The organism is Pseudoalteromonas sp. C2R02 (genome assembly GCF_018860845.1).
Classification (GTDB): Bacteria; Pseudomonadota; Gammaproteobacteria; order Enterobacterales; family Alteromonadaceae; genus Pseudoalteromonas.
The window spans coordinates 1-23,092 of the sequence record NZ_JAHKQC010000044.1; the positions used below are offsets into that span (position 1 = coordinate 1).

The window sequence follows — 23,092 nt, forward strand, 5'->3', positions numbered from 1 at the left end:
ATGATTTATATTTGTATCGTTAAAAAGATTTTAAATAAAAACGGCTTACTTAAACTAATATATTTAATATGGTTCGCTGTCAACTGAGTGTTTTTAACAATTTTTCTAAGGTCCGTTACATATGCAAATTAGCTGCATAAAACTTTGAACCTATAATAAATACATAGTACTTTTGATTATAAGTGTTATTTACTTGTAACTTGATTTCCCGTTTGTTATTTTTGCCTAAATATTGTTGGTGTTTTATTTTAATCAAGTAGTAACTAAGAAGGAATTTATGGGATTTCATAAATCAGGTAAGACAAAAATAGCGTTGGCCTTAAGTGTAATGGCACTAGCTGCATGTGGTGGTTCATCAAATAGTGGCACAAATTTAGTGACTGATCCTGGCACTAGTGATGCTCCAACTTGGGTTGCGGGTACGTTTGAAGCCGCGAGTAAATTTAAAGACTATTGCGCCACACCCAGAACAGGGACTGATCCTTATAATAACAATGCGCCTTACCCTGATAAATCCGGAAGTGAACTACATGAAAAAATGTGGTTAAGATCTTATAGTGATAATACTTACCTATGGTATAGCGAAATTGAAGATAATGATCCAAATAACTTTAATATCGTTGATTATTTTAAACAGCTTAAAACCACGCAAACAACAGATTCTGGCGCAAAAAAAGATAACTTTCATGGTTCTCAAAATACAGCTGACTATAATAAAAGAACACAATCAGGTGTTACATCAGGTTATGGCATTAATTGGCAATTTAATGCTCTAGTCCCGCCGAGAGATTTAATTGTTAGATATACAGAACCGAACTCTCCAGCTGATTTAGCCGGATTAAAACGCGGAAGCCAGATTTTAGAAATTGACGGCGTGGATTTTGTAAATGGTAATAATGTGGATGTGATCGATGCTGGTTTATTCCCTGAACAAGTCTCAGAGTCTCATAGCTTTAAATTACTTGAGCCTGATGGCACAATTATCACTAAAACATTCACTTCAGCAGATGTAGTTTCATCTCCAGTACAAAATACTAAAGTAATTGAGACTGAAATTGGCAAAGTGGGCTATTTACAATTTAATTCTCATATTGGTCTAGCGCAAGAAGGTTTAATTGATGCAATCTCACAATTTTCAGATGAAAATGTGTCAGAAGTCGTTGTAGATTTACGTTACAACGGTGGCGGGTTATTAGCAATGGCATCTCAATTTGCTTATATGGTCGCGGGTGATAATGCGACTAAAAATCGTACCTTTGAAAATACGATATTCAATAATAAATATACAAGTACCAACCCAATAACTGGAAATTCGCTTTCACCAACGCCCTTTTATGATAAAAAGATAGATTACGTATCTTATCAATTTACATCGGAGGATTTACCAAGCATAGATTTACAACGCATTTTTGTATTAACAACAGGTTCAACTTGTTCTGCCAGTGAAGCTTTCATGAATGGCTTACGTGGTATTGATATTGATGTTATTCAAATAGGCACTTCAACGTGTGGTAAACCATATGGATTCTATCCACAAGACAACTGCGGAGATACTTATTTTACAATTCAATTTAAAGGTGTGAATGCGAAAGGTTTTGGTGAATACTCAGATGGATTTGAACCAAAAGAGTCACCTCAATTTGCATCACAAATCAAAGGTTGTAGCGTTGCTGATGATTATTCAAAGGCTCTGGGTGACCCTGAAGAGGGGATGTTCAGTGCTGCACTTGAGTATATGAAATCAGAATCGTGTCCGGTTGTTACTTTATCTCGGGCATCTAAAAGTCTCGATGAAGTGCAAAAGGCATCTAATGAAGATGGATTAGCGATACAAGCGCCTAATCAAATTTTAAACTCTATAATATTAGAAAATAAAATCTTACACCGTAGAGAAATTAAATAGTAAGTCATTAAGTAGCGAAGTTGAAGGGTTTTACTTTACCCTTCAACTTTTTTAAATTAGTAATCTAAAGTAAAATGAACACTATGTTCTTTATCGCCTCTTCCTATTTCAATAATCAAGTTGTAATCCTCTGTAACTGTCTTTGCTCTCCCTCTAAATGGTCCATAAATTAACGCATACTGTATTAATACTGACAGATTAAAAATTTTTGCTATATTTTATTAATACTTATCAGCTTATGGAGATACTCCAATTGGATAATAGCTTTTCTAACAAAGCTCACCCTTGGATAGATAGAATATCAAAACAAGAAATGCCTGCATTAGCATCAACAGTAAGAGCGCTTGAAAATTTAGCAAAGGATGATACAGCATCTTTAGCTAAATTAGGTCAAGCAGTGTTACATGATCATGCATTAACATCTTCTATCTTAAAGGTCGCCAATAGTAGTATTCATATGAGTAGAAACCCCGTCACTACGGTAAGTCGCGCAGCTATCGTTTTAGGGCTTTCAACTATAAAAAATATTTGCATAACATCTAAATTACTCAGTAGCTTATTAAAAAATAAAAATTTAACCCCTAGTGTTTACAATCGTTTAATTAAATTAATGGCGCAGTCTTTTCATGCTGGAATGATAGCTAAAATGATGGTTTCTAAATACGACATTGAAATACAGGAACAAACCTTTATTGCAGCATTACTTAATAAATTAGGTGAAAGTGCATTTTGGAGCATGGGAGGCGAAGTAACTGATAACTTAGATCAGCAACTATTACCGCTTAATAATCAAAAAGAAATAAGTCTACTAATTACCAAAGAGCTAGGTATATCGTTTGAAGAAATGAGCTTAGGATTAGCAAGAAATTGGAATTTAGGTGATATTTTAATTAATTCACTTATTGAGCCACAATTAAGAACACCTGAAATACAGTCTATCAATCTGGCCGTACAATTAAGTGAACTATTGAGTGATCCGGAACATAAATTGTCAGATTTATCAGCCTTGCAACTTAAAATATCAACAATAATGGGTATTTCAAAAAAAGAAACTGAATTAAAAATCTTAAGCTGTTCTGAAGATACCATTAAATTATTGAACTCCTATGGCGCTACAGTTCTCACAAAGTTTATTAATCATCCTGCAATTACAAAAGAAGATAATGAGAACAGTACAGAGATTGTGATTTCACCTGAAGCACTACAGCTTCAAATCATTAGAGAGTTAGCATTCTTGCCATCTGAAGGAGGTGATTTCAATATTGTGATTCAAACAGCATTAGAAGGGATTTATAGGGGAATAGAAATGGATCGGACTTTGGTATTGCTAAAAAATAAAAGTACCCGCTGTATCGTGCCAAGATTTATTTCAGCTGCAAATGCGATGCATGTAAAAAAGGGTTTTACCTTGAGTATTGCTGGGGTCACAAATATCTTTAGTTATACAATGAAATACCAAAAGCCAATTTGGGTCAAAGGGTTTGATGATGACAAATTTAAAGGCTATTTAACGCAAGAAATTAATAATGTAGTGTCGGATTCAGGCTTTTTTTTAGCGCCTTTAATGTGGAAGAATCAATGCATAGGACTTTTTTATGCTGACAAAAGTGTAACAGAAAAAAATAATATGTTGTGTGAAAAAGACTTTATGGCATTTACCCTGTTTGTTCAACAAACAAACTTATGTTTATCTTTAATTTAAATATTTAAGGTGTGAAACTTGAAAGCCAAGGCTAAAAGTGAGTTAACAAGTTCCAAAAGGTTAGTTTGGTTTACAAGTGCGCTGCTACTACTTTTATTAATATGGCAAACATTCTCATCAACAAAAGAACATTATAACTATCAGCTAAAATTAATGGATTCTGTGACTGATAATATTTTATCAGATTATTTAGATTACTTAGCGCAATTAAGGCTTGAAATTGATTTATTTCAGCAAAAAAATATTCAATTTATTAATAAACTTCAAGATGCAAAAGGGAAAGCGGATAAGCAAACTTATCTGTTCTTATTAGATATTTTAAAAAAAGATATCAATAATACTCGGTTATTTGCTTTTATAGATGAATCGGGTCATGGCAAGTTAAGCCATATAACAGGAGACTTTCTGCCTTCTTGCAAAGAGGAGATATCCTCTACACTTGAAAATGGTACTCAAGATAGACTCTTTTTACACTATAGTAAAAGTAGTGTTCATTTTGATTTATTACAGCCTCTTTTAGTCCAAGAAGATAACAACTTTCTGTTTGTTGCATTCAATCCTGATGTTTTACAATCCCTTTTAAACAAATATCAACTGCCCCATCAGCAGCTCTTTTTAATGAGGACAGATAAAAGCCGTAAGATAGAGTTATCAAGTGCGAGTGCTCAAGATAAATACCCTAAATTAATCATGACATCTGAAGATTATAATAATTTTAGTTTTATAAAAAAAATACCTAGCACACGTTGGCAAATAGCAATTAAATTAGACGATTCTTATAATAAAGAGCTGCTTTTAAAAGGGCTTGTAAAAGCTGTTTTAATTTGGTTCACCTTAAGTATATTCATTTATATATTTTATAGGGTGCAAAAATCGCGGATCACCAAACAATCAGAAATGAAAACACAGTTGGTATATAGTAATAATTACGACAACTTAACTGGTTTAAATAACCGCCAATACTTTATTCAATGTTTGAATAAAGTCATAGATGAGAAACATCAAGAGTCGATAACAAATACTGGAGTTGTATTTCATATAGATTTAGACAAGTTTCAGGTAATTAATAATAATTTTGGATATGCGTTTGGAGATAAGTTTTTAAATTTTATATCTCATTCTCTTTTAGATTTTTTATCAGAACCTATCATTATTAGCCGTTTAGGTAATGATGAGTTTGCTTTATTACATACACAGTTGCCGCATGAAGATGCAGAGTCTTTTTCTAAAGAAATTCAAGAGTTTTTTTCTAAACTTAACTTTCAAAGATATGAAAAAACGGCAACGATAACCGCAAGCATAGGTGTGGTTAAATTAGATTGTTACCAACAAGATTCTCAGCAAGTGTTTTCTTCTTTAGCACAAGCGGTTTATTTAGCAAAGGAAAAGGGTCGTGATAGATACCAACTATACCAAAGTAATGACTTACTATTGATACAGCATGCAGATGAAATGAACGCAGTTCATGATGTCACTTGGGCACTGTCCAATAATCGTTTTGTTTTATATCGTCAAGAAATTCGGGCTTTGTATGATAAACCTAATACATATTTTGAAGTGCTGATCAGGTTGAAAAATGAAGACGACAAGCTAATATCACCAGCACTGTTTATACCTGCAGCAGAAAAATACGGTTTAATTATTCAGTTAGATAGATGGGTTATTGAAAGGACTTTTTTAGCAATTTCAGAACTAGAACATAAACTCACTGATGACAAGCAATCCCAGTATAGTATTAATTTATCTGGCTTAACGCTAACAGATCCCCTTTTATATGATTATATAAAAGAAAAGATGTTACTTTATAAAATCAATGCTAAAAATATATCATTTGAAGTAACAGAAACTTCAGCGATCACTCATATAAAGTCAGCATTAGTGTTTATGAATAAGATAAATTTATTGGGTTGTCATTTCTCATTAGATGATTTTGGTAGTGGTTTTTCGTCTTTTAGCTATTTGCAAAAATTACCCATTAATATTATTAAAATAGATGGCATGTTTATACGTGACATACATATAAATGAAGTTAATTCCGTATTTGTTGAGAACATCCAAAGAACAGCAAAAATTATGGGTAAAAAAACAGTGGCTGAATTTGTAGAAGATGCACTTATTTTAAAAAAACTAAATGAAATTGGTGTTGATTATGTACAGGGGTATCATATACATAAGCCTGAAAAATGGTTCTAACACATATTTTTATTTAAACGAGTCAAATGATATGCAGTTTTAATTACTATTTTATGTCAAAAATTAATTTGATAATCGTTATCATTTACATTAAAATTAGCGCATTGAAATGAGAATGAGTTTGTTTAAGTATGTATGTTTGTATTTGTAATGGTGTTACAACAAAAAAAATTGAAACCGCTATAGATAATGGTGCACATACGTTAAAACAACTCTCTACAGAACTACATATTGGTAAACAATGTGGCAAGTGTTGCAAATGTACAAAAAAGATATTGAATAATAAATTAATCCAAATATCAAACCTTGAGCCTGATGTTGCATAATTTCTTCAATTAACTCATAAATTTAAAAATTCCTTTATTAACAGGACACAAGTCCTCTTCTAAATAAAATAAACCTTTTATCCTAAGTTAAAATACTCTGCTATATATAAATAATAACATTTTTTAGTATTAGCATTTATACCGTTTCTAAGGATTTTTCATGAAAACAGTGTTTCATTTAGGTTTACACTCAGAACAAATCAATAATGCAAAACTAGCAATCGTACCTGGTGATCCCGCAAGAGCAGAACGTATAGCCTCACATTTAGAAAACATAACTTGTCTCGCTCAAACACGTGAATATCATGTTTATTTAGGATATTTAGATGAACATCCAATTGTTGTTTGTTCAACAGGTATAGGCGGTCCTTCCACTTCGATTGCTGTGGAAGAGTTAGCACAATTAGGTATACGCACATTTTTAAGAATTGGGACGACAGGTGCTATTCAACCTCATATTAATGAAGGTGATGTATTGATCTCCCATGGTGCAGTTCGCCTTGATGGTGCAAGTCAGCACTTTGCACCAATCACCTACCCTGCTGTTGCTGATTTTTTTGCAACAAAAGCTATGGTAGAAGCATGTGATGCATTAGAGATGCCATATCATTTAGGGATCACTGCATCATCAGATACTTTTTATCCTGGACAAGAACGCTACGATACTTATTCTGGCTATGTTACAAATTCATTCCAAGGAAGCTTCGTAGAATGGCAGAAATTGGGCGTGATGAATTACGAAATGGAGTCTGCAACGTTATTTACTATGTGTTCAGCACTTGGTTTAAAGGCTGCATGTGTCGCTGGTGTACTTGTAAATCGTACTCGACAAGAGATCCCAAACGTTGATCATGGTTTAATAGAAGCAAAAAGTGTTTCAGTGGTACTTGAAGCTGCTAAGACATTATGTAAACAGCCAGCATAAGAATACCAATTCTAATTTGTATTAAATCACTTACTTATTAGAATCGGTATAACGAATTTATGTATTATTGCCTAATAATACATAATTAAACGGTACTTCAAAGTCATAGCTTTCTAGTACCGCTTTAGTAACACTCAACTGATTTTCTATATTTTCCATCTCAACAAGTGTTACTTGTTTGATGACCTCTTTAGAAAAAGCATTTCCTGATAAAATCAATTGACTGATCGCCGCCTGAAGGGGGGATAAACTCGGACTGTACGCTGCATTTTCTGCATAACGGCCATAAAATACTTGACCATCCAAGGTTTGTATTTCACAAGCCGCTAAATTGTTTGAATAAGGTGCATAACTTAAACCGATCTGTTGAAATAATTCAGATGAAATACTGTCTGGCTTTTCACTATTTTGAAGGTTATCCTTAACTGTCAATAATCCGAAATTGTTACCTAAATCTTTTGGTCCAAAGGACATAGGTAAAAACTTATCAAAAGGGATCACTTCACCATTTAACAAAATCTCAATATGATGAGCACATGCCAATTCATTAATAAACTGTCGACAATAACCACAAGGTGCTGCATTTATTGCAAGTTTGGTAATATGTGTTTCACCATGTAGCCAGGCATTACTAATAGCAGATTGTTCTCCGTGTAGTACTAAAGATAGTGCTTGATTAGTAAACTCTAAATTGGCGCCAAAGTATAAATTACCAGAAGACCCGACCGCGATAGCTCCAACATGAAAGTTAGAAATGGGCGCAACAGAAAACTCTGATGCAAATGGTAATAACGCGGTTAATAAATCATCTAAAGAAGTATCTAACTCACTTTTTAACTTGCTAATGAATAGAGAATTAAGCATGCCGCGAGTGTTTTTTAAAAGTGAATTAATATCTAATATGTGGGAAGTTGAAAAGTTAATTTTTTGATTTGGTGAACTTAAAATCATATTATTATTGTTGTAATTAATGGTTCACCATTTTATGAATTTAAGCCGCAGTATTCAACCAATGTTTTGCTTTTTTACTACAATCAAAGTTTTCAGCGTAAACATTAAAGCGTTTTGCTTTTTGCAGTACTAAATCATGGTGAAACCCTTTAAATCCTATGATTCTAGCAACTTTAAAACCTTGCAAAATAGATTTGATTTGTACAACTAAATTAATAACTTCTATTGCTGGATATTCATGTTCGAGCTCAATCACATCAACCAATAATTTATTTGTTGCGTTGAATTTTGCGTACTCAGTTATTTTCTTGTAAATGCTGACGACATCTTCAACATTAGCTGTTCCGAAAAGTTTTACCATTACTAAATTCTCAGAAGCATCATAGCTTAGATTAGTGATTAGTTTTGACATTAATTAACCAGATTAAATCATAAATAATAAAAGGCAGGAATAAATATCGCAGCGAAATTTATCACGTTTGCAGCTCAGCCATCGTAAGTGTGTTAAACCATTAGATCTGATACTTTGCGTGAGTATTTTTTCAAACACCTTGCCTTTACGTTTACATATTTTCACAGGTTTGTACGGTATCGTCAACTTTGTAATGCTTAAGCGTTTAAAAGCACTAATAAGCGTTTGATTATTTACATCTATTTAGTTTTAGTAAGGTGTAAGTGTAATTTAATGTTTTATTGAAATTTATTAAATATTATATTTAATACCGTTTCCTCTGAGTGACAGTTAATTAACAGAAATGGTATAAGGCTATGTTATTTAATTATTACAGTTTTAGGGATATTCAATTTAATTCACATAAAATAAACTTAGCATCAAAGATGCAACTTATGTATATTGTATTCAAATTAAAGGTTTAAACTATATCTATAGTTAACTGTGTGGGTAAATTAGGAGAAATGTGTGTCAGATGAACAGACAATAAAAAGGGATTCAAATAATAGTCGCGATATAAGTAAAAATAATTCAATTTTTAGTTTTAGTAGTAATTATTACGTTGCTAATACAATGGAAATTTTTGAGCGACTAGCTTGGTATGGTATTTTTGGTGTTTTATCTCTTTATATGACTGCACCATTAGAGCTTGGTGGATTAGGTGCAACTGATCAGCAAAGAGGAACTTTATCTGCTGTTGTTATGAGCTTTATTTATCTTTTACCTGTATTGACTGGCGCATTAGGTGATAGGTACGGCTATAGAAAAATGTTATTAATATCCTTTGCTTTGATGACACCTTCTTATTATATGTTAGGCCAAGTTGATTCCTATGGTGCATTTTTTATAACTTATATGGTTCTCGCTGTTGGTGCCGCGATATTTAAACCGCTTATTGTTGGTACCGTTAGCCGTGAAACAACAGATGCAAATCGTAGCCTAGGTTTTGGCTTGTTTTATACTATGGTTAATATAGGAGGTTTTTTAGGGCCTCTTACAGTTGCTTATCTGAGAGAAATCAGCTGGGAATTAGCGTTTACAATGGCTGCTGTCTCAATTGCTATTAACTTTATTCCTGCCATATTTTTCTTTAGGGATCCAACAAAAAGTGTTGAGTCTTCAAAGAATAATAAGTCTATAAAAGAAACTTTAGTTGAAGTACAAAATGTGCTTGGTAATGGTAGGCTCGCATTAATGATTGTCCCAATTATGGTGATGTTGTTGATCCCCGGAACAGGTCTTTTATCCTGGAAGTTGATTTCAATTTTATGTGCATCATGGGTAGTCATTAATTTTATTTGGGATAAGGTCGCACAAGATGATAATAGAGCTTGGTATGGTGAAAAAATAAAATTTGGTAATGTACCATTTATATTGTACTTACTTATTTTGGCTGGTTTTTGGGCTGTATATCTGCAAATATTTGTCTCCTTGAATATATTTATTAGGGATTATATAAATACAGGGGATCTGATCACATTCTTTAACTCACTTAACCCAAACGTATCAAATTTTATGTCAGGTGCTAATTCTGAGAAATTAATTTCGTTTTTGCAGCAGCTTAATTTGACACATGGTGGAAATATAAGCCCTGAAGTGATCCAACAAGCTTATTTTAAGCTAACAAATTATAGTGTTATGGTGCCTTTTGATGAGATATCAAAGCTATTAAGTTTAGACAAAGGTATGCTAGATATGAGTAAAACAGCCGTAATAGCCAATGAATGGATTAATAAATACCAGCAAGTGAAACCTGAACTTATAGCATCAATTAACTTTGGTTCAATCGTCATTTTACAACTGTTCTTTAGTAAAATGTCATCAAAATTTAAAATATTCCATGTCTTAGTTGGCGGAACATTATTGTTATCTTTAAGCTATTTGATGTTAGCGATTGCACCATCATTGCTTATTGCTGGTACTGCGGTGGTTGCTGCTGTATTACTATTTTCAATTGGTGAAATGTTAGTATCACCAAAAAGTATGGAATATATTGCGATGGTAATGCCTAAAGAAAAATCTGCGATGTACCAAGGATATTTGTATTTAGCGTCTGCTTTTGGTTTTTTAGCCGGAGGACTTTTATCGGGTGTTGGCTATGAATATTTTGCTAAAACCCTTAATAAACCAGAATTATTCTGGTATATGTTTGCAGCAATAGGCGTATTATCAGCGTTAGCCTTATTTGCATATGATAAGTTTTTTGCTCATAAGTTAGAATCTCAAAAGCAAGATTAACTTAAAAATTACAGTTGCTCTTTAATTTTAAGAGCAACTTTTTGAAACAAGATACCAGTACCTTGCCTAAAACACTTTGAATTCCCGATGATTGACTTGTTAATTATCGGGATTGGTAATATCCCTCCCTTTGAACGTTCCATTAGATTGAACTTTATATATTGAATAATTTTAACTAGATTTACACGTTTAAATTGCATGCATTATACTTAAAAGTTCAATAATAAGAATTATAATGAAACATTACAAAAACTATTCATCAATTAGTAAAAAGATGATTGTTACGATATCAATTAGTATCACAATTGTTTTAGCTATTATCACAATTTCTTTAAGCCAATATTTAGCAAACCAAAGACATTTAAGTGTAGAAAATGAACTAACACAACAAATGGAAGTGAATGCCAATAAGATTAAGTTATTCATACATGAAAAAATCAGAGTATTAGATACTGTATTTCGTTCCCCTGCATTACTAAATTGGATAACTTCACATAAAAAAATTGACTCTAAGAGTCAGAGCAAATGAATCGCTCTTGTGAAATAGTGGTGTGCCAAAACCAATTAGCAGCCTCGAGTTCAAACCTTTTTAATTTAGTTAAAAGATTTAAAGTTTAAATGAATTGTTAAATAAAATTAAAATTGTTTCCATTGTTTTCATACACTATACTTTGAATGTATTTTTTAATATTAATAAATCAATATGTTGTGTTTTATATGGTGTTTTTAGGAAGTTATGTCGTAGTGGTTGAAATTAATGTAAATAAAAGGACTTTAAGTTGAAAAATCATAGACATTGGTTTTTAAAATCAGTTTTTGTCCTTTTCTTTAGTGCCCTTTTAGCATATATCGTTCTTGTTTTATCTTTTACACAGGGAATGTCAGCTTTACATCAAGATTTATTTCCGTCGAGTGTCGAAAAAATTTCGATTTCAGAGACTGAACAATCAAAGAATTCGTTTCTGTCAGCATTATTTTTGAATAACACGGTATTTATACAAGATAAAAAATTATATTTTGTCGTAAAAAAAGAACAAAAAATTTATCATGCTGTTCCAATGCGTGCCATGTTCAATAAAGTAATTTTACTCACTAATTTTCCCCTATTAGTTTTATTCATTAGTGCTTTCTTATTACCTTTTTATTTAAATATAAAAAATAAGAGAAAAAACTATATATTGATTAAAGGCATTAATAATAAATTAGCCTCATTACATCATATTTTTGAAATTCCAACATTAGAGAAATCAAATCATGATACATTTTCAAAATTAAATACCTCGTTAGATCTTATTTTAGATAAAGCAAATAAGTTTCAACACGAATCTTCAATCAATATATTTCAAGATAAACTGACAGGGTTATCTGATAGGCATGCTTATTTACAACATTTAAGCGAACAACTTGAAAAAGCAGAAAAACTTAATACTAAAAAAAGCCTGCTTTTTATTGATTTAGATGGTTTTAAACAAGTTAATGATTCGTTTGGGCATAGTTTTGGCGACGAAATATTAATTCAAGTTGCAGAAAGACTAAAAACAACCGTTCGAAATCAATCCTTGAGTTCTTTAGATTCAGTCACTTTATTAGAAAAAAACCTTTCTCGCTTAGGTGGAGATGAATTCTCTATTTTCATTGAAGATGTCGCTGATCCTGCCAAAGCAGTAGAAGTAGCACAGCATATAATTCAGGAAATTGAGAGAGACTTTGTTCTAGGTAACAAGGTTATAAAGATTGGTGCGAGTATTGGCATTGCAGTTTATCCTGATAGTGCTGTAAATGCACATGCCCTATTACAGATGGCTGATGTGGCCATGTATCGGGCAAAAACCGATGGCAGAGGCATATTTAGAATCTATTCTCCAGAAATGGGTAATAAGATGCGACGCCATCATTATTTATTAGAAGAAATGAGACTTGCGCTCGCAAACCAAAATTTTAAACTTTCATTTCAACCAATCGTAAATGTCCAAGATTGCAGTATTTTGTATTTTGAGTCTCTAATACGTTGGAATCATCCTGTTGAAGGTGAAATTACCCCAAGTGAATTTATTCCTATCGCTGAGGATTCTAATTTAATTTTGCCTTTAGGTGATTGGATAATTCATGAGGCTTGTAGGCAGATGGCTGCCTGGTTTAACGCGGGTATGAAAAAAGTAAAGATATCGGTAAACATATCTGGCGTGCAACTAAAACACCGAGAACTACATCCTTGGGTGATGGATATTTTAGATAAAACAGGTCTACCCTCACATGCTTTATTGCTAGAGATCACTGAGTCTTGCTTTATTGAAGCAACAAGTGACACCATTGAACAGCTTGACTTATTAAGAAAAGAAGGTGTTCAAATTGCAATTGATGATTTTGGCACCGGTTTTAGTTCTTTAAGTACGTTAGCTGATTTACCCGTTGATATAATTAAAATTGATAAGTTATTTATAGATCAAGCTAATGAAAAAACTAAATATAACAAAATACTAGAGTCAATTAGTGAATTGGGTAAAAAGCTGAATTTAAAATTAGTTGCCGAAGGTGTTGAAGAGGCCGAGCAATTTGAACTAGTACGTAAATTAGGTATTCAATGTGTGCAAGGATATTTAGTAAGTAGGCCTGAAACATCAAGAAACGTTGGTACAAAAGTGTTAAAGAATAATCTAAACCATGTTGCTATGACTGGCACCAATGTTTGGCTACCTCAGAAGCTTAATACTACTGTGAATAATGTTGTTATTAAATAACTACAATTATGGCAACAAAATTTAATTAACACTGTTTGCTACCATTTTTGTTAATTAACAGGTCACTTAATTATCTGAATTGGTATTATCATAGAAAAAACTGGATATGATGATTTATGCAAGCTAGAATTAATGAATCAACTTAAATTTATGTGGCTAACAATATGATATTTAGACAATTGAAGTACGCTATTTTATCTACCGCTTTATTATCTGTCCCTGTATTTGCTGATTTACAAAAAGGCATAAATGCTGCAAATAATGGAGATTTCGAAACTGCTATTCACGAGTTTCAATATTTAGTTGATCTTGACTATCCTTCTGGTATGTATCATTTAGCAGAATTATATTCTCGTGGTTTAGGTGTGCCAAAAGATCAGCAAAAAGCAATCGAACTGTATGAGAGCGCTTCTAAAAAAGATTTTACAGATGCGACCTTTGCCTTAGCTGTTATTTATAAATATGGTAATGGTGTTAAGTCTAATACAACAAAGTCATTAGATTTATTTACGATTGCTGCTGAAAAAGGCATGGCTGCTGCACAATATAATTTAGGTGTTATGTATACAAATGGTGAAGGTACCAGACAAAACTATCATACTGCGGTAAAGTGGTATATTAAATCAGCAGCGCAAAACTATACCTTAGCGCAATTTAACTTAGCTCTGATGTATTATGAGGGATTAGGTGTAGATAAAAGCATTGAAATGTCTTATATCTGGAATACTATCGCTGAATATAATGGTAATGACCAAGCAAGTAAAAGTCGAATGTTAGATGAAAAAAAGCTTTCTCCTAGCCAAATTGAATTAGCTAAAGAAAAAGCAGATAGCATGTATTATAAAATCAAAGATGGTAAATATTTTGGAGAAAGACGTATTTAATTTATAAATAGTTTTTCAAGCGCTGTATGCATTAGCTTTTTATAGTGATTAAGAAGCGAACTTCTAGGGCTAAATCGGTAACTTGTGAGTACTGTTTTAGCTTTAGAAAAAGTTAAAAACCCCTCTTTCCCATGATACTGTCCCATACCAGAAGGTCCTATACCGCCAAAAGGCGCATCATCAGCTGAAACATGCATCAAAGTATCATTAATACACACACCGCCGCTATGAGTTTGTTTAAGTACTTTTTTCTGTGTTTTATTATTAAAACTCATGATATATAAGGCTAAAGGTCGCTCTTTTTTGTTAATGATATCGATTGCTTCATCCAAATTATTGTAACCTATTAATGGTAAAATCGGACCAAAAATCTCATCTTTCATCAACAACATATCTTCAGATACATTAGTAACTAGTTGGGGTAATAATCGGTGTTTGGTTAAATCTATTGATTGCTTTGTTACTGGCGTAATATTTGCGCCTTTGTCCTTTGCATCTTCTAAATAAGCGTTTAATCGTAAAAACTGTTTAACATTAATTATGGAACTATAGTTTTTATCTTCTAAACCTTGTGGGTAAGCTTTATTAAACTCTTGAATAAAATGCTTTTTAAACTCTTCAATTTTTTCTTTTGGTAATAAAACATAATCGGGTGCAACACAGATTTGTCCTGCATTTAATGTTTTACCGATTAACAAACGTGAAACAGCTGTTTTTATATTAATTTCATCATCAATAATGACTGGAGACTTACCGCCTAATTCTAAAGTAACAGGCGTTAAATTTTCTGCGGCAGATCGCATGACATGTTTTCCTACCTCAGTTGAACCTGTAAATAATAAATGGTCGAACTTTAGAGAAGAAAATTTTTGGGCAACTTCACTTTCACCTTCAATAACAGTGATTTCGTCAGAAAGTGGCTTTAGTAAATTTAGAATTACTTGGTTGGTATTCGGTGTAAACTCACTGAGTTTAACCATAATTTTATTACCTGCAGCTAATGCTGTCGCGATAGGGCCTAAGCTTAAAAATATTGGAAAGTTCCAAGGCACAATTATACCAACAACCCCTAATGGTTGATATTGTACTTTTATAGTTGATGGAGCCAAAAGTAACCCACTACTTCTTCTAGAAGGTTTCATCCATTTGGATAAGTTCTCAATTGAATATTTTATGTGTTGAATGGTTGGTAATATATCAGCTAAAACAGAATCAAAATCACTTCGATGACCATAGTCAGTTTCAAGTGCATTTATAAGTGCAGGCTTAAATTTAAGTAGTTCTGTTTTTAATATTTTGAGTCGTTTAACCCTATGACTTTTGTCTGAATACGGGTGTTTATCAAAATCATTTTTCAGTTTATTGTAACTATTAATTAAATGTTGGCTTTGCTCACATTTGTTTTTTTTCGGGGTAGTTACTTCGTCATGTAAGCTCATTAAAATTCCAATAGAATAAATAGTCTAATATTAAAAATTTACCAAGCTCTCTAGTATTAGTCAATGAATTCAATCGAACAGATAGTGTAAAGATAGTTTAATTTGTTGCCCTGGTCCCGGAATTTCTCCTGTAGGTACCCTTGGATCAAACGTCATATATTGTTTATCGAACACATTGTTTGCCTTTAAACTTAAGCTTGAAGAATGCGATATTTGGTATATTAAGCTGGTAGAAAATAAACTGTAACTAGATGAAAGGAAAGTTTGATTTGTTGCTGTTCTTCCTCGAAGTTTATCTCGAATTACCGCATTGACATTAAATGTGAATTTATCATGGCTATAATTTATATAAGTTGTGGCAAACCGCTTATAACTTTCGTTTATTGGATTATTTAATAATACAGTTGCAGTCATTCCAAACTCTATTTGATTTGTAACATGCCAATTTAACGCACTTTCTATCCCTTGAATTCTTTTATTAATATTATTCTCAAAAGTAAACTCGGCAGTTTGAACTGGGGTGACAACCTTATTTACAAAATCTCTTAAATCATTATTGAAAAACACTAATTCTGAGCTTATTTTATCTTCAGTGAACTGCCAAACAAGTTCGGTTGTTTTTACAAATTCAGATGTTAATTCAGAGTTACCTGTTGTTACTTCATCATTAGAGTATAGTTCATTGGTTACTGGGGTCCTGAAGGATTCTCCATATTGTATTTTTAAACTATGGCCAGTGCCGCTTTGATATACAAAAGCCAATCTAGGTGATAATTTACTATCAATATTTTTTACATCATCGTAGCGTGCGCCAATAAAAACGTTAAAATTAGAATTTGCTTGCCATTTTAATTGTGAATAAAAAGCATCAGCATCAATAGATTTTTTTAAACTATTAAAATCATCAAAATCTGAAATTTCTGCTGGTCCGCCTAAATAAAATTCATCCGATGGAATAATAATACCTTTATCAAAGTCAAAATGACTTGTATTCACCCCAGCTTCGCTTTGTTCTGCACGTTTTATTTCGATACCACTGGTGAGTAAAAAATGTGATTTAAAATTTATTTGATGGTCTAAATTAAAATTTAAGTCTTTTGTTGTCCATAGCGGACCTACAAGGAAATCGTCACTTACAATTCCCTCTGTTTTAGAAATGATCATGCCGGACGATGAAATGTGATGTTCTGCGTATAAAAATTGGGTATTTAAAGAGCTCTTTTCATTGTGATAGCAAGTGTAATTTATGCTTGCATAGCTGTTTTTACTTTGATGTATATTTTCTTCTGAATAGCCACTCAAATTCATAAACTGATCTAAGTTAACTTTATTATAACGCATGTTTAAGATAAGATTTTTATAATCTAAACCTGCCTCAGCATAAACAGATTTTAATGGATCTATAACGTCATGATTAACTGATAGCTTATAATCATGGCCAACTTTACTATTGATAGAAAAATTTAAATTTAATTTTAAATCATTATTTACTTGTTTATTTAAGGAAGCTGCTATCTGCCATAACCCATTTGTGCCTAAAGAGAGCTCGACTTCATTGCTATTTTTTTCTGTAATGATATTCATCACACCTAAAAAAGCATTACTACCATAAAGCGCAGAGCCAGGCCCTCTTATAAATTCAATTCGTTCAACAATCGCTGCAGGAATGTAAGGTGTATAAACAGAAGCTTTACCAAAAGATATCTCGTTGAGCCTTTGACCATTTATCATAACGAGTATGTAGCCATTATCCAAAAATACACCTCTAGCGTGCTCTTTTGGAACAGCACCCACCCAGTCACCACGTGTTACCTGAAAGCCAGGAACAAAATTTATGATGTCGTATGCATTCTCGACAGCGAGTTTTTGAATCTGTTGCTTTGAAAAAAGAGTGATGGATGATGGCACTGATTGGATGGTTTCATCAGTTTTAGTTGCTAAATCAACAGTAACATTAAGTAATTCGTCAAAACTTAGCTCAAATAAATCAGTTTCTGTCTGATTATTGGCTGAACTAAAGTTTGATAAAAATAAGATGCAAAACAATACGCTAGTATGAAATCTCATAAATCATTTTAATTATTAAGCAGATACTTTAAATGTAGCTATATTGTTACTTTAAACCAGTTTATTCTGCAATAAACTGGTTTTCTTTATCAAATAATCACTTGAACCACACTTTCCCGCCGATAATCTTATAAGCAGGTGTGCCTTTTATTAATGTTTCTCTCGCAAAAATTTGCAAACATTTTGGGCACACACATGACTCATTTGTAAAATTTTGGCTTATCCTTTCTTTAAAGCATTTTACTAATGCCCCTTTACCGCCCTTTCGATACTTCAACAACTGTGTTTTACATTTAGCACAATATATATCTACTGTTTTAGAAGGACCTTTTTTATTTGGTTTAGCCATTAATTTAAGGTTTTGCTATGTTTAAATATTTTAAATTAGCAGCAATATCTTCAGCAGCCGTCTCTGGGTTTATATCATCATCTATTTTTAAAATTTTACCATTAGAACCAATATAGAAAGTGACTCTGCTAGCTAAGCCAAACAAATTTAGCACATCGTATGCTTTTGCTGTGGATTTTGTTGGATCACTTAACATCGGGAAATCAGCATTTGTTTTTTTAGCAAAATCACGATTATCATCAAGAGGGTCAACAGAAGCCATAAAGTAACTCGCATTATATTCTCGGATCAGATGACCTTTCTGGACTAGCGAGCGACATTCTATTGTACAGCCCCTTGTATTGGCCATTGGGTACCATGCAAGTACGACTGTTTTTTTGTTTTTATAATCACTTAATTTATAAAAATCCCCCGTTGTTGCTTGTAAATTAAAGTTAGGAGCAATATCCCCTACTTTTAAGTCTGTTGCGCTACTGATAAAGCTAGTTAAAGCGATTATTAATATAGAAAAGTATTTAAACATAATAAATAAAAACCATGGTTTCAAAGTTGTAAATTGATGATATAGATCAATCAAAAAAATAGCAAAATATGTATTAAAAACAGTGGTGTAATAAATGTGCGACATATTGTCGCAGTTAACTATATAAACTTTGTTATAAAGGCTAAATACTTAGAAAATAAGGATATAAAATTACAGCACCAAGTGCTAAGGATTATTTATGAAGCTCAAACCACTTTACCTTGCTATTACGCTAGGTCTTACTTTTTCAAGTCAAACTACTCTTGCAGATGATACTAAGCAAACATCTATAGAGGTCATTACTGTAAAAGCGCCAAAATTAATCCATTCAGAAACGGCATTGGCTGAAGGTAACTTGGTGATGCCTGATGTGGCAGATTGGCTTAAAACAGTACCTGGGGCAAATATCAATAAAAATGGTCCAATTACGGGTATTGCACAATATAGAGGTATGTATGGTGATCGTATTGCTAAAAGCATAAGCGGTCATCAAATAATCAGTGCTGGACCTAATGCAATGGATGCCCCATTGACATACATTAATCCAATAATGGTTGATTCTGTTGCTGTATACCGGGGTATTGCGCCTGTTAATAGTGGTATAGATACATTAGGAGGCTCCGTTGAAGTTAATTTAAAACGTGCTGCTGCAAGTGAAGAAACGATAATATCTGGTGATATGGCAACAAGCTATAATGATATTAATAATGCCTCTACACTTGCTGCTAATGTCAATATCAGTGGCAATAACTTTGGTTTATTGTCATATTTTAGCGATCAAAAAGGTGATGATTATAACAGTGCAAATGATCAGACTGTAAAGTCGACTCAATATGATAAACAGCAATACGGGATAGACTTGAGTTATCAAGTTTCTAATTTATCTTTAGGTGCTACATGGCATCATTCTAAAACTAATAACTCAGGTACGCCTGCTTTGCCAATGGATATCGATTACATAGAGTCTGATAGATATAATCATGACGGTGAGTATGAGACTGCATCACTAAAATTTAAATGGCAACTGGGTTTACAAGACGCTACACACGGAATGGATAATCTTAGCCAGCGTGAAAATACTGATCCAGATAAATACAGATATAATACAGCCGAAGCGAAAACATTTGATTATAAGTTTGAAGTTATCAGTGATGCGCTATCATTTGGCATTGAAGGATTCAGCGCTGAACATAACTCTACAATAACCAATCCAGAAAATATGATGTTTAAAATCATTAACTTTAACCAGGTAATGGATGAAAAAAATAGCCTATATGTTCAATGGCAACCACAAGTTAATAACAGTGCTTATACATTAGGCTTTAGAGCAAAACACAATAATGCAGATGCAGATGATGTTATCAGCTCAATGGCAATGATGAATCAGCATGTAAAAGCATTGCAAGATCAATTTAATGCTTCTGATAAAGATGTTTCAGAAACAACTTATGATATTGTGTTAAACAGTTTAAATACGATTGATAATAATCACGCTATTACTTATGCAGTCGCAATTAAACAACGCGCTGCAAGTTATCAGGAACATTACCTTTGGATGCCTATGCAATCAACAGGTGGTTTGGCAGATGGTAAAACATATGTCGGTGATATCAATTTAGAGCCAGAAACCGCTTACCAATTAGACCTTGGTTATAATTTTGAAAGTACTTCGTTTGCAATTTCACCACATATATTTTATCAAAAAGTCGATAACTACATCCAAGGCACACCATCTGACAATATCCATGTGAAAATGGTCGCTTCTATGATGGGTGATGAAAACCCATTAGAATTTACAAATATAGATGCTAAATTATACGGTGCAGACTTAAATTGGCATTATAAATTATCTGACAGTTTAAAATTATCAGGTATTGCAAGTTATGTACGTGGTACTCGCAGTGATTTAAATGATGATTTATATCGTATATCACCACTGAATACACGAATTAACATAAACTATCAGCTCGGAGATTGGCAAACTGATTTAGCGCTACATGCTTACTCAAAACAGAACAATATATCTGAAATTAACAATGAAAAAGAAACAGCTGGGTATGCTGTTGTTGATTGGCAAGTTGATTATTTTGTAACAAGTGGTTTAGTTGTGCGAGGTGGTGTGAACAATTTATTTAATAAGCACTATAGTGACCATTTAGCTGGCACAAATAGAGCAAGTGGTAGTGAAATTGCTAAAGGTGATAAAGTGCCAGCTATGGGACGAAACCTCTATATAGCGATGGATTATCAGTTCTAAGCTTTTAATTTCACAGAGATAGCCAGTTTTCAATAATTGGCTATCTGATGATAGCTTATGGCTAGGACTTAGTTCTTAAGTGAGATACTTCTGCCTCTGTATTTAAACTGCGAGCAGCAAATGAAATCCTACATTACAATCGTTTTACCAATAGGTGAAATCGAAATACCTGCCAGTTTGGCCCCAAAGTAAACAAGTTGAATCCAGTCTGATTATGACAGTTTATTTTACAACAGGTTTCTTTTGTAACTTACGTTGCAAAGTTCGTCTGTGCATACCTAATTGCCTCGCTGTTGCAGAAACATTACCATCATTACAATTGAGTACTTGTTGAATATGTTCCCACTCCAGCCGTTCTGTAGACATGGTTTGCAATTCATAATCTTGTTGTGGTTGTGATTCTTCTTCACCTAAAAGGGATTTCAAAATCATTTTTGTATCAGCAGGTTTTGATAAATAATCATCAGCTCCCAATCGCATTGCTTCAACTGCTGTTGTAATACTGGCAAAACCAGTCAAGAGTAATAACCTAACATGTGGTAATGCAGCTCTGATAGGTTTTATTAGACCCAAACTGTTTTCATTTGCTAACTTCATATCTAAGATAATATGTGTAGGCTTAATTAAATGGCAATTGTGTAATACTTGATCTGCGTGATGTACTTCATGACAAACAAAATGATGTTTTGTTAATCTGCGGTTTAACGTAGCAGATAGCGCTTTATCATCTTCAACAATTAATAACTTCATATATAAAAACCTATAATTTACACAGTAGGTAAACTGACATGTGCGATTGCACCTTGCTTGGTGTGATTATATAACTTCAGAGAACCACCTAATCTTTCTAAACTTGAGTTAGATAATAAGACTGCCATTCCTAAACCTGTTTCACTTTTTACTAATTGTTGCCCTAAAGATATTTGTTTTGTTGAAATGCCACGACCAAAGTCTCGTAATTTTATATTTAACGCATTAGCATGTATGTAAGCATTTAACTCTATATCTTGGCTATTATTGTCTTCGTTGGCTTTTACAGCATTTTGTACCAAATTCAATAAAGCGGGCAATAGCATCGCATCGGCTTCAATTTTATGTTGCTCCAGTAGATCATCAAGAATGATATTTAAATTGACATTGGGAAAGTTAAGTTGGACACAATCCCTTAATTGCTCAATCAGTTCCTTGATAACATAAACTTCAGTTTTATTTTCACGAATTGAAGTGGCTAATGTGCGAAAGTATCCAAGCTGAGATGTACATTGTTTAAGTGGGTGCTGCATCGACAGAACGGCTTGATCATTAGGGTAATCTTCTATTAATTCATCAAATAATAATTGTAGATTACCAAGTGGTGTTGCAAGCTGATGTGTCACTTGTGAAGAAGCAACACCCAGGGCTAATAATTGCTCTTTTCTGAGTTGTTCCTCTCTTTGTGCAGCCAAAAGGCGTTCTCTACTTGTGATTGCATTTGCCATGGCGCCCACAACAAAAGTGACGACTATCACAGATAGTAAAAAATTTGCCCACATACCAATGAAATGGTTACTCATATCCATATGGTGCATACTGTGAGTAGGCATATTGAACAATAACCCTGTGTAAGCCAATACTGAACTTACTGAAATTAGGAGTAAAAACCGAGTTGGTAGGCTGACTGCGGCGATTACAATTGGCATAAGTAATAAGGAAACAAATGCATTGGTCGCACCGCCACTAAAGTACATTAGTATTGTGAGAAATGTGACATCCGCTAATATTTGGATCAATATTCCCTTATGATTTGCAGTTCGGTTTTTAAAATAAAAAATACTTAATAAATGAAAAGCAGTCTCTATTGCTATGATTATCAACAACGGCAGTAATGGGATCTGTAAAGACATAATTAAACTAATTGCTATGACACTTGATAGTTGTAGGATAATTGCGATAGTTCTGAGTAAAAATAATCTTTGTATGGCTGTTGTTGATTGAAAATCAAATATCTTCATTATTAACCTAAAATCCTTTTATATTACTGTTTGATGCTAATATTTTTTGATAATCAGATCTTATCAAAAATTTAGGCATGGTTGTTTGATTCTTCTCAAAATATTGCAACTAAAGTAATACTCAATTATGATTTTAAAATCAATCACTAAACTAT

At 32.9% G+C, this 23,092-nt stretch carries 18 protein-coding genes and 1 riboswitch; of the genes, 10 read left to right on the forward strand and 8 right to left on the reverse strand.

Going from position 1 to position 23,092, the window contains the following annotated elements; all coding sequences use genetic code 11:
* Positions 1–277 precede the first annotated feature (277 nt).
* The 5 genes from KO527_RS21560 (at position 278) to udp (ending at position 7,049) form a co-directional block, all read left to right on the forward strand.
* Positions 278–1,903, forward strand: a complete 1,626-nt coding sequence (locus KO527_RS21560) for a S41 family peptidase (RefSeq protein WP_216042308.1) — start codon at positions 278–280, stop codon at positions 1,901–1,903.
* A 253-nt stretch (positions 1,904–2,156) separates the two neighbouring features.
* Complete coding sequence (locus KO527_RS21565; protein ID WP_216042309.1) at positions 2,157–3,605, forward strand: HDOD domain-containing protein; 1,449 nt, start codon at positions 2,157–2,159, stop codon at positions 3,603–3,605.
* Between the two features lie 18 nt (positions 3,606–3,623).
* Entirely contained in the window at positions 3,624–5,798 is a 2,175-nt protein-coding gene (locus KO527_RS21570) for an EAL domain-containing protein (RefSeq protein ID WP_216042310.1), read from the forward strand.
* 131 nt (positions 5,799–5,929) lie between these two features.
* Positions 5,930–6,124 (forward strand): (2Fe-2S)-binding protein, encoded by a 195-nt coding sequence (locus KO527_RS21575; protein WP_042145617.1) that lies wholly within the window; start codon positions 5,930–5,932, stop codon positions 6,122–6,124.
* 160 nt (positions 6,125–6,284) lie between these two features.
* The gene (udp, locus tag KO527_RS21580) at positions 6,285–7,049 is read left to right on the forward strand and encodes a uridine phosphorylase (protein ID WP_216042311.1); all 765 of its coding nucleotides are present in this window, start codon (positions 6,285–6,287) and stop codon (positions 7,047–7,049) included.
* Between the two features lie 57 nt (positions 7,050–7,106).
* Here the strand turns inward: udp and cdd are convergent, their stop codons facing one another.
* Together cdd and KO527_RS21590 are read right to left on the reverse strand one after the other, a co-directional pair.
* A complete protein-coding gene (gene cdd / locus KO527_RS21585; protein ID WP_289847730.1) occupies positions 7,107–8,000 on the reverse strand; it encodes a cytidine deaminase in 894 nt (297 codons plus the stop codon).
* A 40-nt stretch (positions 8,001–8,040) separates the two neighbouring features.
* Positions 8,041–8,412 (reverse strand): hypothetical protein, encoded by a 372-nt coding sequence (locus KO527_RS21590; protein ID WP_216042313.1) that lies wholly within the window; start codon positions 8,410–8,412, stop codon positions 8,041–8,043.
* A gap of 65 nt (positions 8,413–8,477) precedes the next feature.
* Positions 8,478–8,566, reverse strand: a riboswitch (cyclic di-GMP riboswitch).
* Positions 8,567–8,919: 353 nt separating this feature from the next.
* On the opposite strand from KO527_RS21590, the gene KO527_RS21595 reads away from it, so the two are divergent.
* From KO527_RS21595 to KO527_RS21610, 4 genes are all read left to right on the forward strand, one after another.
* Positions 8,920–10,689: an MFS transporter gene (locus tag KO527_RS21595; protein WP_216042314.1), complete on the forward strand. Its 1,770-nt coding sequence runs from the start codon at positions 8,920–8,922 to the stop codon at positions 10,687–10,689.
* Positions 10,690–10,924: 235 nt separating this feature from the next.
* Positions 10,925–11,218: a hypothetical protein gene (locus KO527_RS21600; RefSeq protein ID WP_216042315.1), complete on the forward strand. Its 294-nt coding sequence runs from the start codon at positions 10,925–10,927 to the stop codon at positions 11,216–11,218.
* A gap of 349 nt (positions 11,219–11,567) precedes the next feature.
* Positions 11,568–13,427, forward strand: coding sequence for a bifunctional diguanylate cyclase/phosphodiesterase (locus KO527_RS21605; protein ID WP_216042394.1), 1,860 nt, complete (start codon positions 11,568–11,570; stop codon positions 13,425–13,427).
* 164 nt (positions 13,428–13,591) lie between these two features.
* Positions 13,592–14,311: a tetratricopeptide repeat protein gene (locus KO527_RS21610; RefSeq protein WP_216042316.1), complete on the forward strand. Its 720-nt coding sequence runs from the start codon at positions 13,592–13,594 to the stop codon at positions 14,309–14,311.
* On the opposite strand, the gene KO527_RS21615 is transcribed toward KO527_RS21610, so the two are convergent.
* The 4 genes from KO527_RS21615 to KO527_RS21625 all read right to left on the reverse strand — a co-directional run bounded on the left by KO527_RS21615 (position 14,308) and on the right by KO527_RS21625 (position 18,689).
* Positions 14,308–15,750, reverse strand: coding sequence for a coniferyl aldehyde dehydrogenase (locus tag KO527_RS21615; RefSeq protein WP_216042317.1), 1,443 nt, complete (start codon positions 15,748–15,750; stop codon positions 14,308–14,310). The genes KO527_RS21610 and KO527_RS21615 overlap by 4 nt on opposite strands.
* Before the next feature lie 69 nt (positions 15,751–15,819).
* Entirely contained in the window at positions 15,820–17,817 is a 1,998-nt protein-coding gene (locus KO527_RS21620) for a TonB-dependent receptor (RefSeq protein WP_216042318.1), read from the reverse strand.
* A gap of 97 nt (positions 17,818–17,914) precedes the next feature.
* Positions 17,915–18,166 (reverse strand): hypothetical protein, encoded by a 252-nt coding sequence (locus KO527_RS26110; RefSeq protein ID WP_252733967.1) that lies wholly within the window; start codon positions 18,164–18,166, stop codon positions 17,915–17,917.
* A gap of 4 nt (positions 18,167–18,170) precedes the next feature.
* Positions 18,171–18,689, reverse strand: coding sequence for a redoxin domain-containing protein (locus KO527_RS21625; RefSeq protein ID WP_216042319.1), 519 nt, complete (start codon positions 18,687–18,689; stop codon positions 18,171–18,173).
* A gap of 199 nt (positions 18,690–18,888) precedes the next feature.
* Here KO527_RS21625 and KO527_RS21630 point away from each other — a divergent pair, with 199 nt between their 5' ends.
* On the forward strand, positions 18,889–20,946 hold the full coding sequence (locus tag KO527_RS21630; protein WP_216042320.1) for a TonB-dependent receptor: 2,058 nt from the start codon (positions 18,889–18,891) through the stop codon (positions 20,944–20,946).
* Between the two features lie 222 nt (positions 20,947–21,168).
* Here KO527_RS21630 and KO527_RS21635 read toward each other — a convergent pair whose 3' ends face one another.
* Both KO527_RS21635 and KO527_RS21640 read right to left on the reverse strand, forming a co-directional pair.
* Positions 21,169–21,696: a response regulator gene (locus tag KO527_RS21635; protein ID WP_216042321.1), complete on the reverse strand. Its 528-nt coding sequence runs from the start codon at positions 21,694–21,696 to the stop codon at positions 21,169–21,171.
* A 17-nt stretch (positions 21,697–21,713) separates the two neighbouring features.
* Complete coding sequence (locus KO527_RS21640; protein WP_216042322.1) at positions 21,714–22,937, reverse strand: HAMP domain-containing sensor histidine kinase; 1,224 nt, start codon at positions 22,935–22,937, stop codon at positions 21,714–21,716.
* Between the last annotated feature and the right edge of the window lie 155 nt (positions 22,938–23,092).

Excerpts from the sequence above, each read along its gene's own strand:
- KO527_RS21560 (WP_216042308.1), top strand. The coding sequence starts at position 278 with ATGGGATTTCATAAATCAGGTAAGACAAAAATAGCGTTGGCCTTAAGT.
- KO527_RS21575 (WP_042145617.1), top strand. The coding sequence starts at position 5,930 with ATGTATGTTTGTATTTGTAATGGTGTTACAACAAAAAAAATTGAAACC.
- udp (WP_216042311.1), top strand. The coding sequence starts at position 6,285 with ATGAAAACAGTGTTTCATTTAGGTTTACACTCAGAACAAATCAATAAT.
- cdd (WP_289847730.1), bottom strand. The coding sequence starts at position 8,000 with ATGATTTTAAGTTCACCAAATCAAAAAATTAACTTTTCAACTTCCCAC.
- KO527_RS21590 (WP_216042313.1), bottom strand. The coding sequence starts at position 8,412 with ATGTCAAAACTAATCACTAATCTAAGCTATGATGCTTCTGAGAATTTA.
- KO527_RS21600 (WP_216042315.1), top strand. The coding sequence starts at position 10,925 with ATGAAACATTACAAAAACTATTCATCAATTAGTAAAAAGATGATTGTT.
- KO527_RS21605 (WP_216042394.1), top strand. The coding sequence starts at position 11,568 with ATGTCAGCTTTACATCAAGATTTATTTCCGTCGAGTGTCGAAAAAATT.
- KO527_RS21610 (WP_216042316.1), top strand. The coding sequence starts at position 13,592 with ATGATATTTAGACAATTGAAGTACGCTATTTTATCTACCGCTTTATTA.
- KO527_RS21615 (WP_216042317.1), bottom strand. The coding sequence starts at position 15,750 with ATGAGCTTACATGACGAAGTAACTACCCCGAAAAAAAACAAATGTGAG.
- KO527_RS21620 (WP_216042318.1), bottom strand. The coding sequence starts at position 17,817 with ATGAGATTTCATACTAGCGTATTGTTTTGCATCTTATTTTTATCAAAC.
- KO527_RS26110 (WP_252733967.1), bottom strand. The coding sequence starts at position 18,166 with ATGGCTAAACCAAATAAAAAAGGTCCTTCTAAAACAGTAGATATATAT.
- KO527_RS21625 (WP_216042319.1), bottom strand. The coding sequence starts at position 18,689 with ATGTTTAAATACTTTTCTATATTAATAATCGCTTTAACTAGCTTTATC.
- KO527_RS21630 (WP_216042320.1), top strand. The coding sequence starts at position 18,889 with ATGAAGCTCAAACCACTTTACCTTGCTATTACGCTAGGTCTTACTTTT.
- KO527_RS21635 (WP_216042321.1), bottom strand. The coding sequence starts at position 21,696 with ATGAAGTTATTAATTGTTGAAGATGATAAAGCGCTATCTGCTACGTTA.
- KO527_RS21640 (WP_216042322.1), bottom strand. The coding sequence starts at position 22,937 with ATGAAGATATTTGATTTTCAATCAACAACAGCCATACAAAGATTATTT.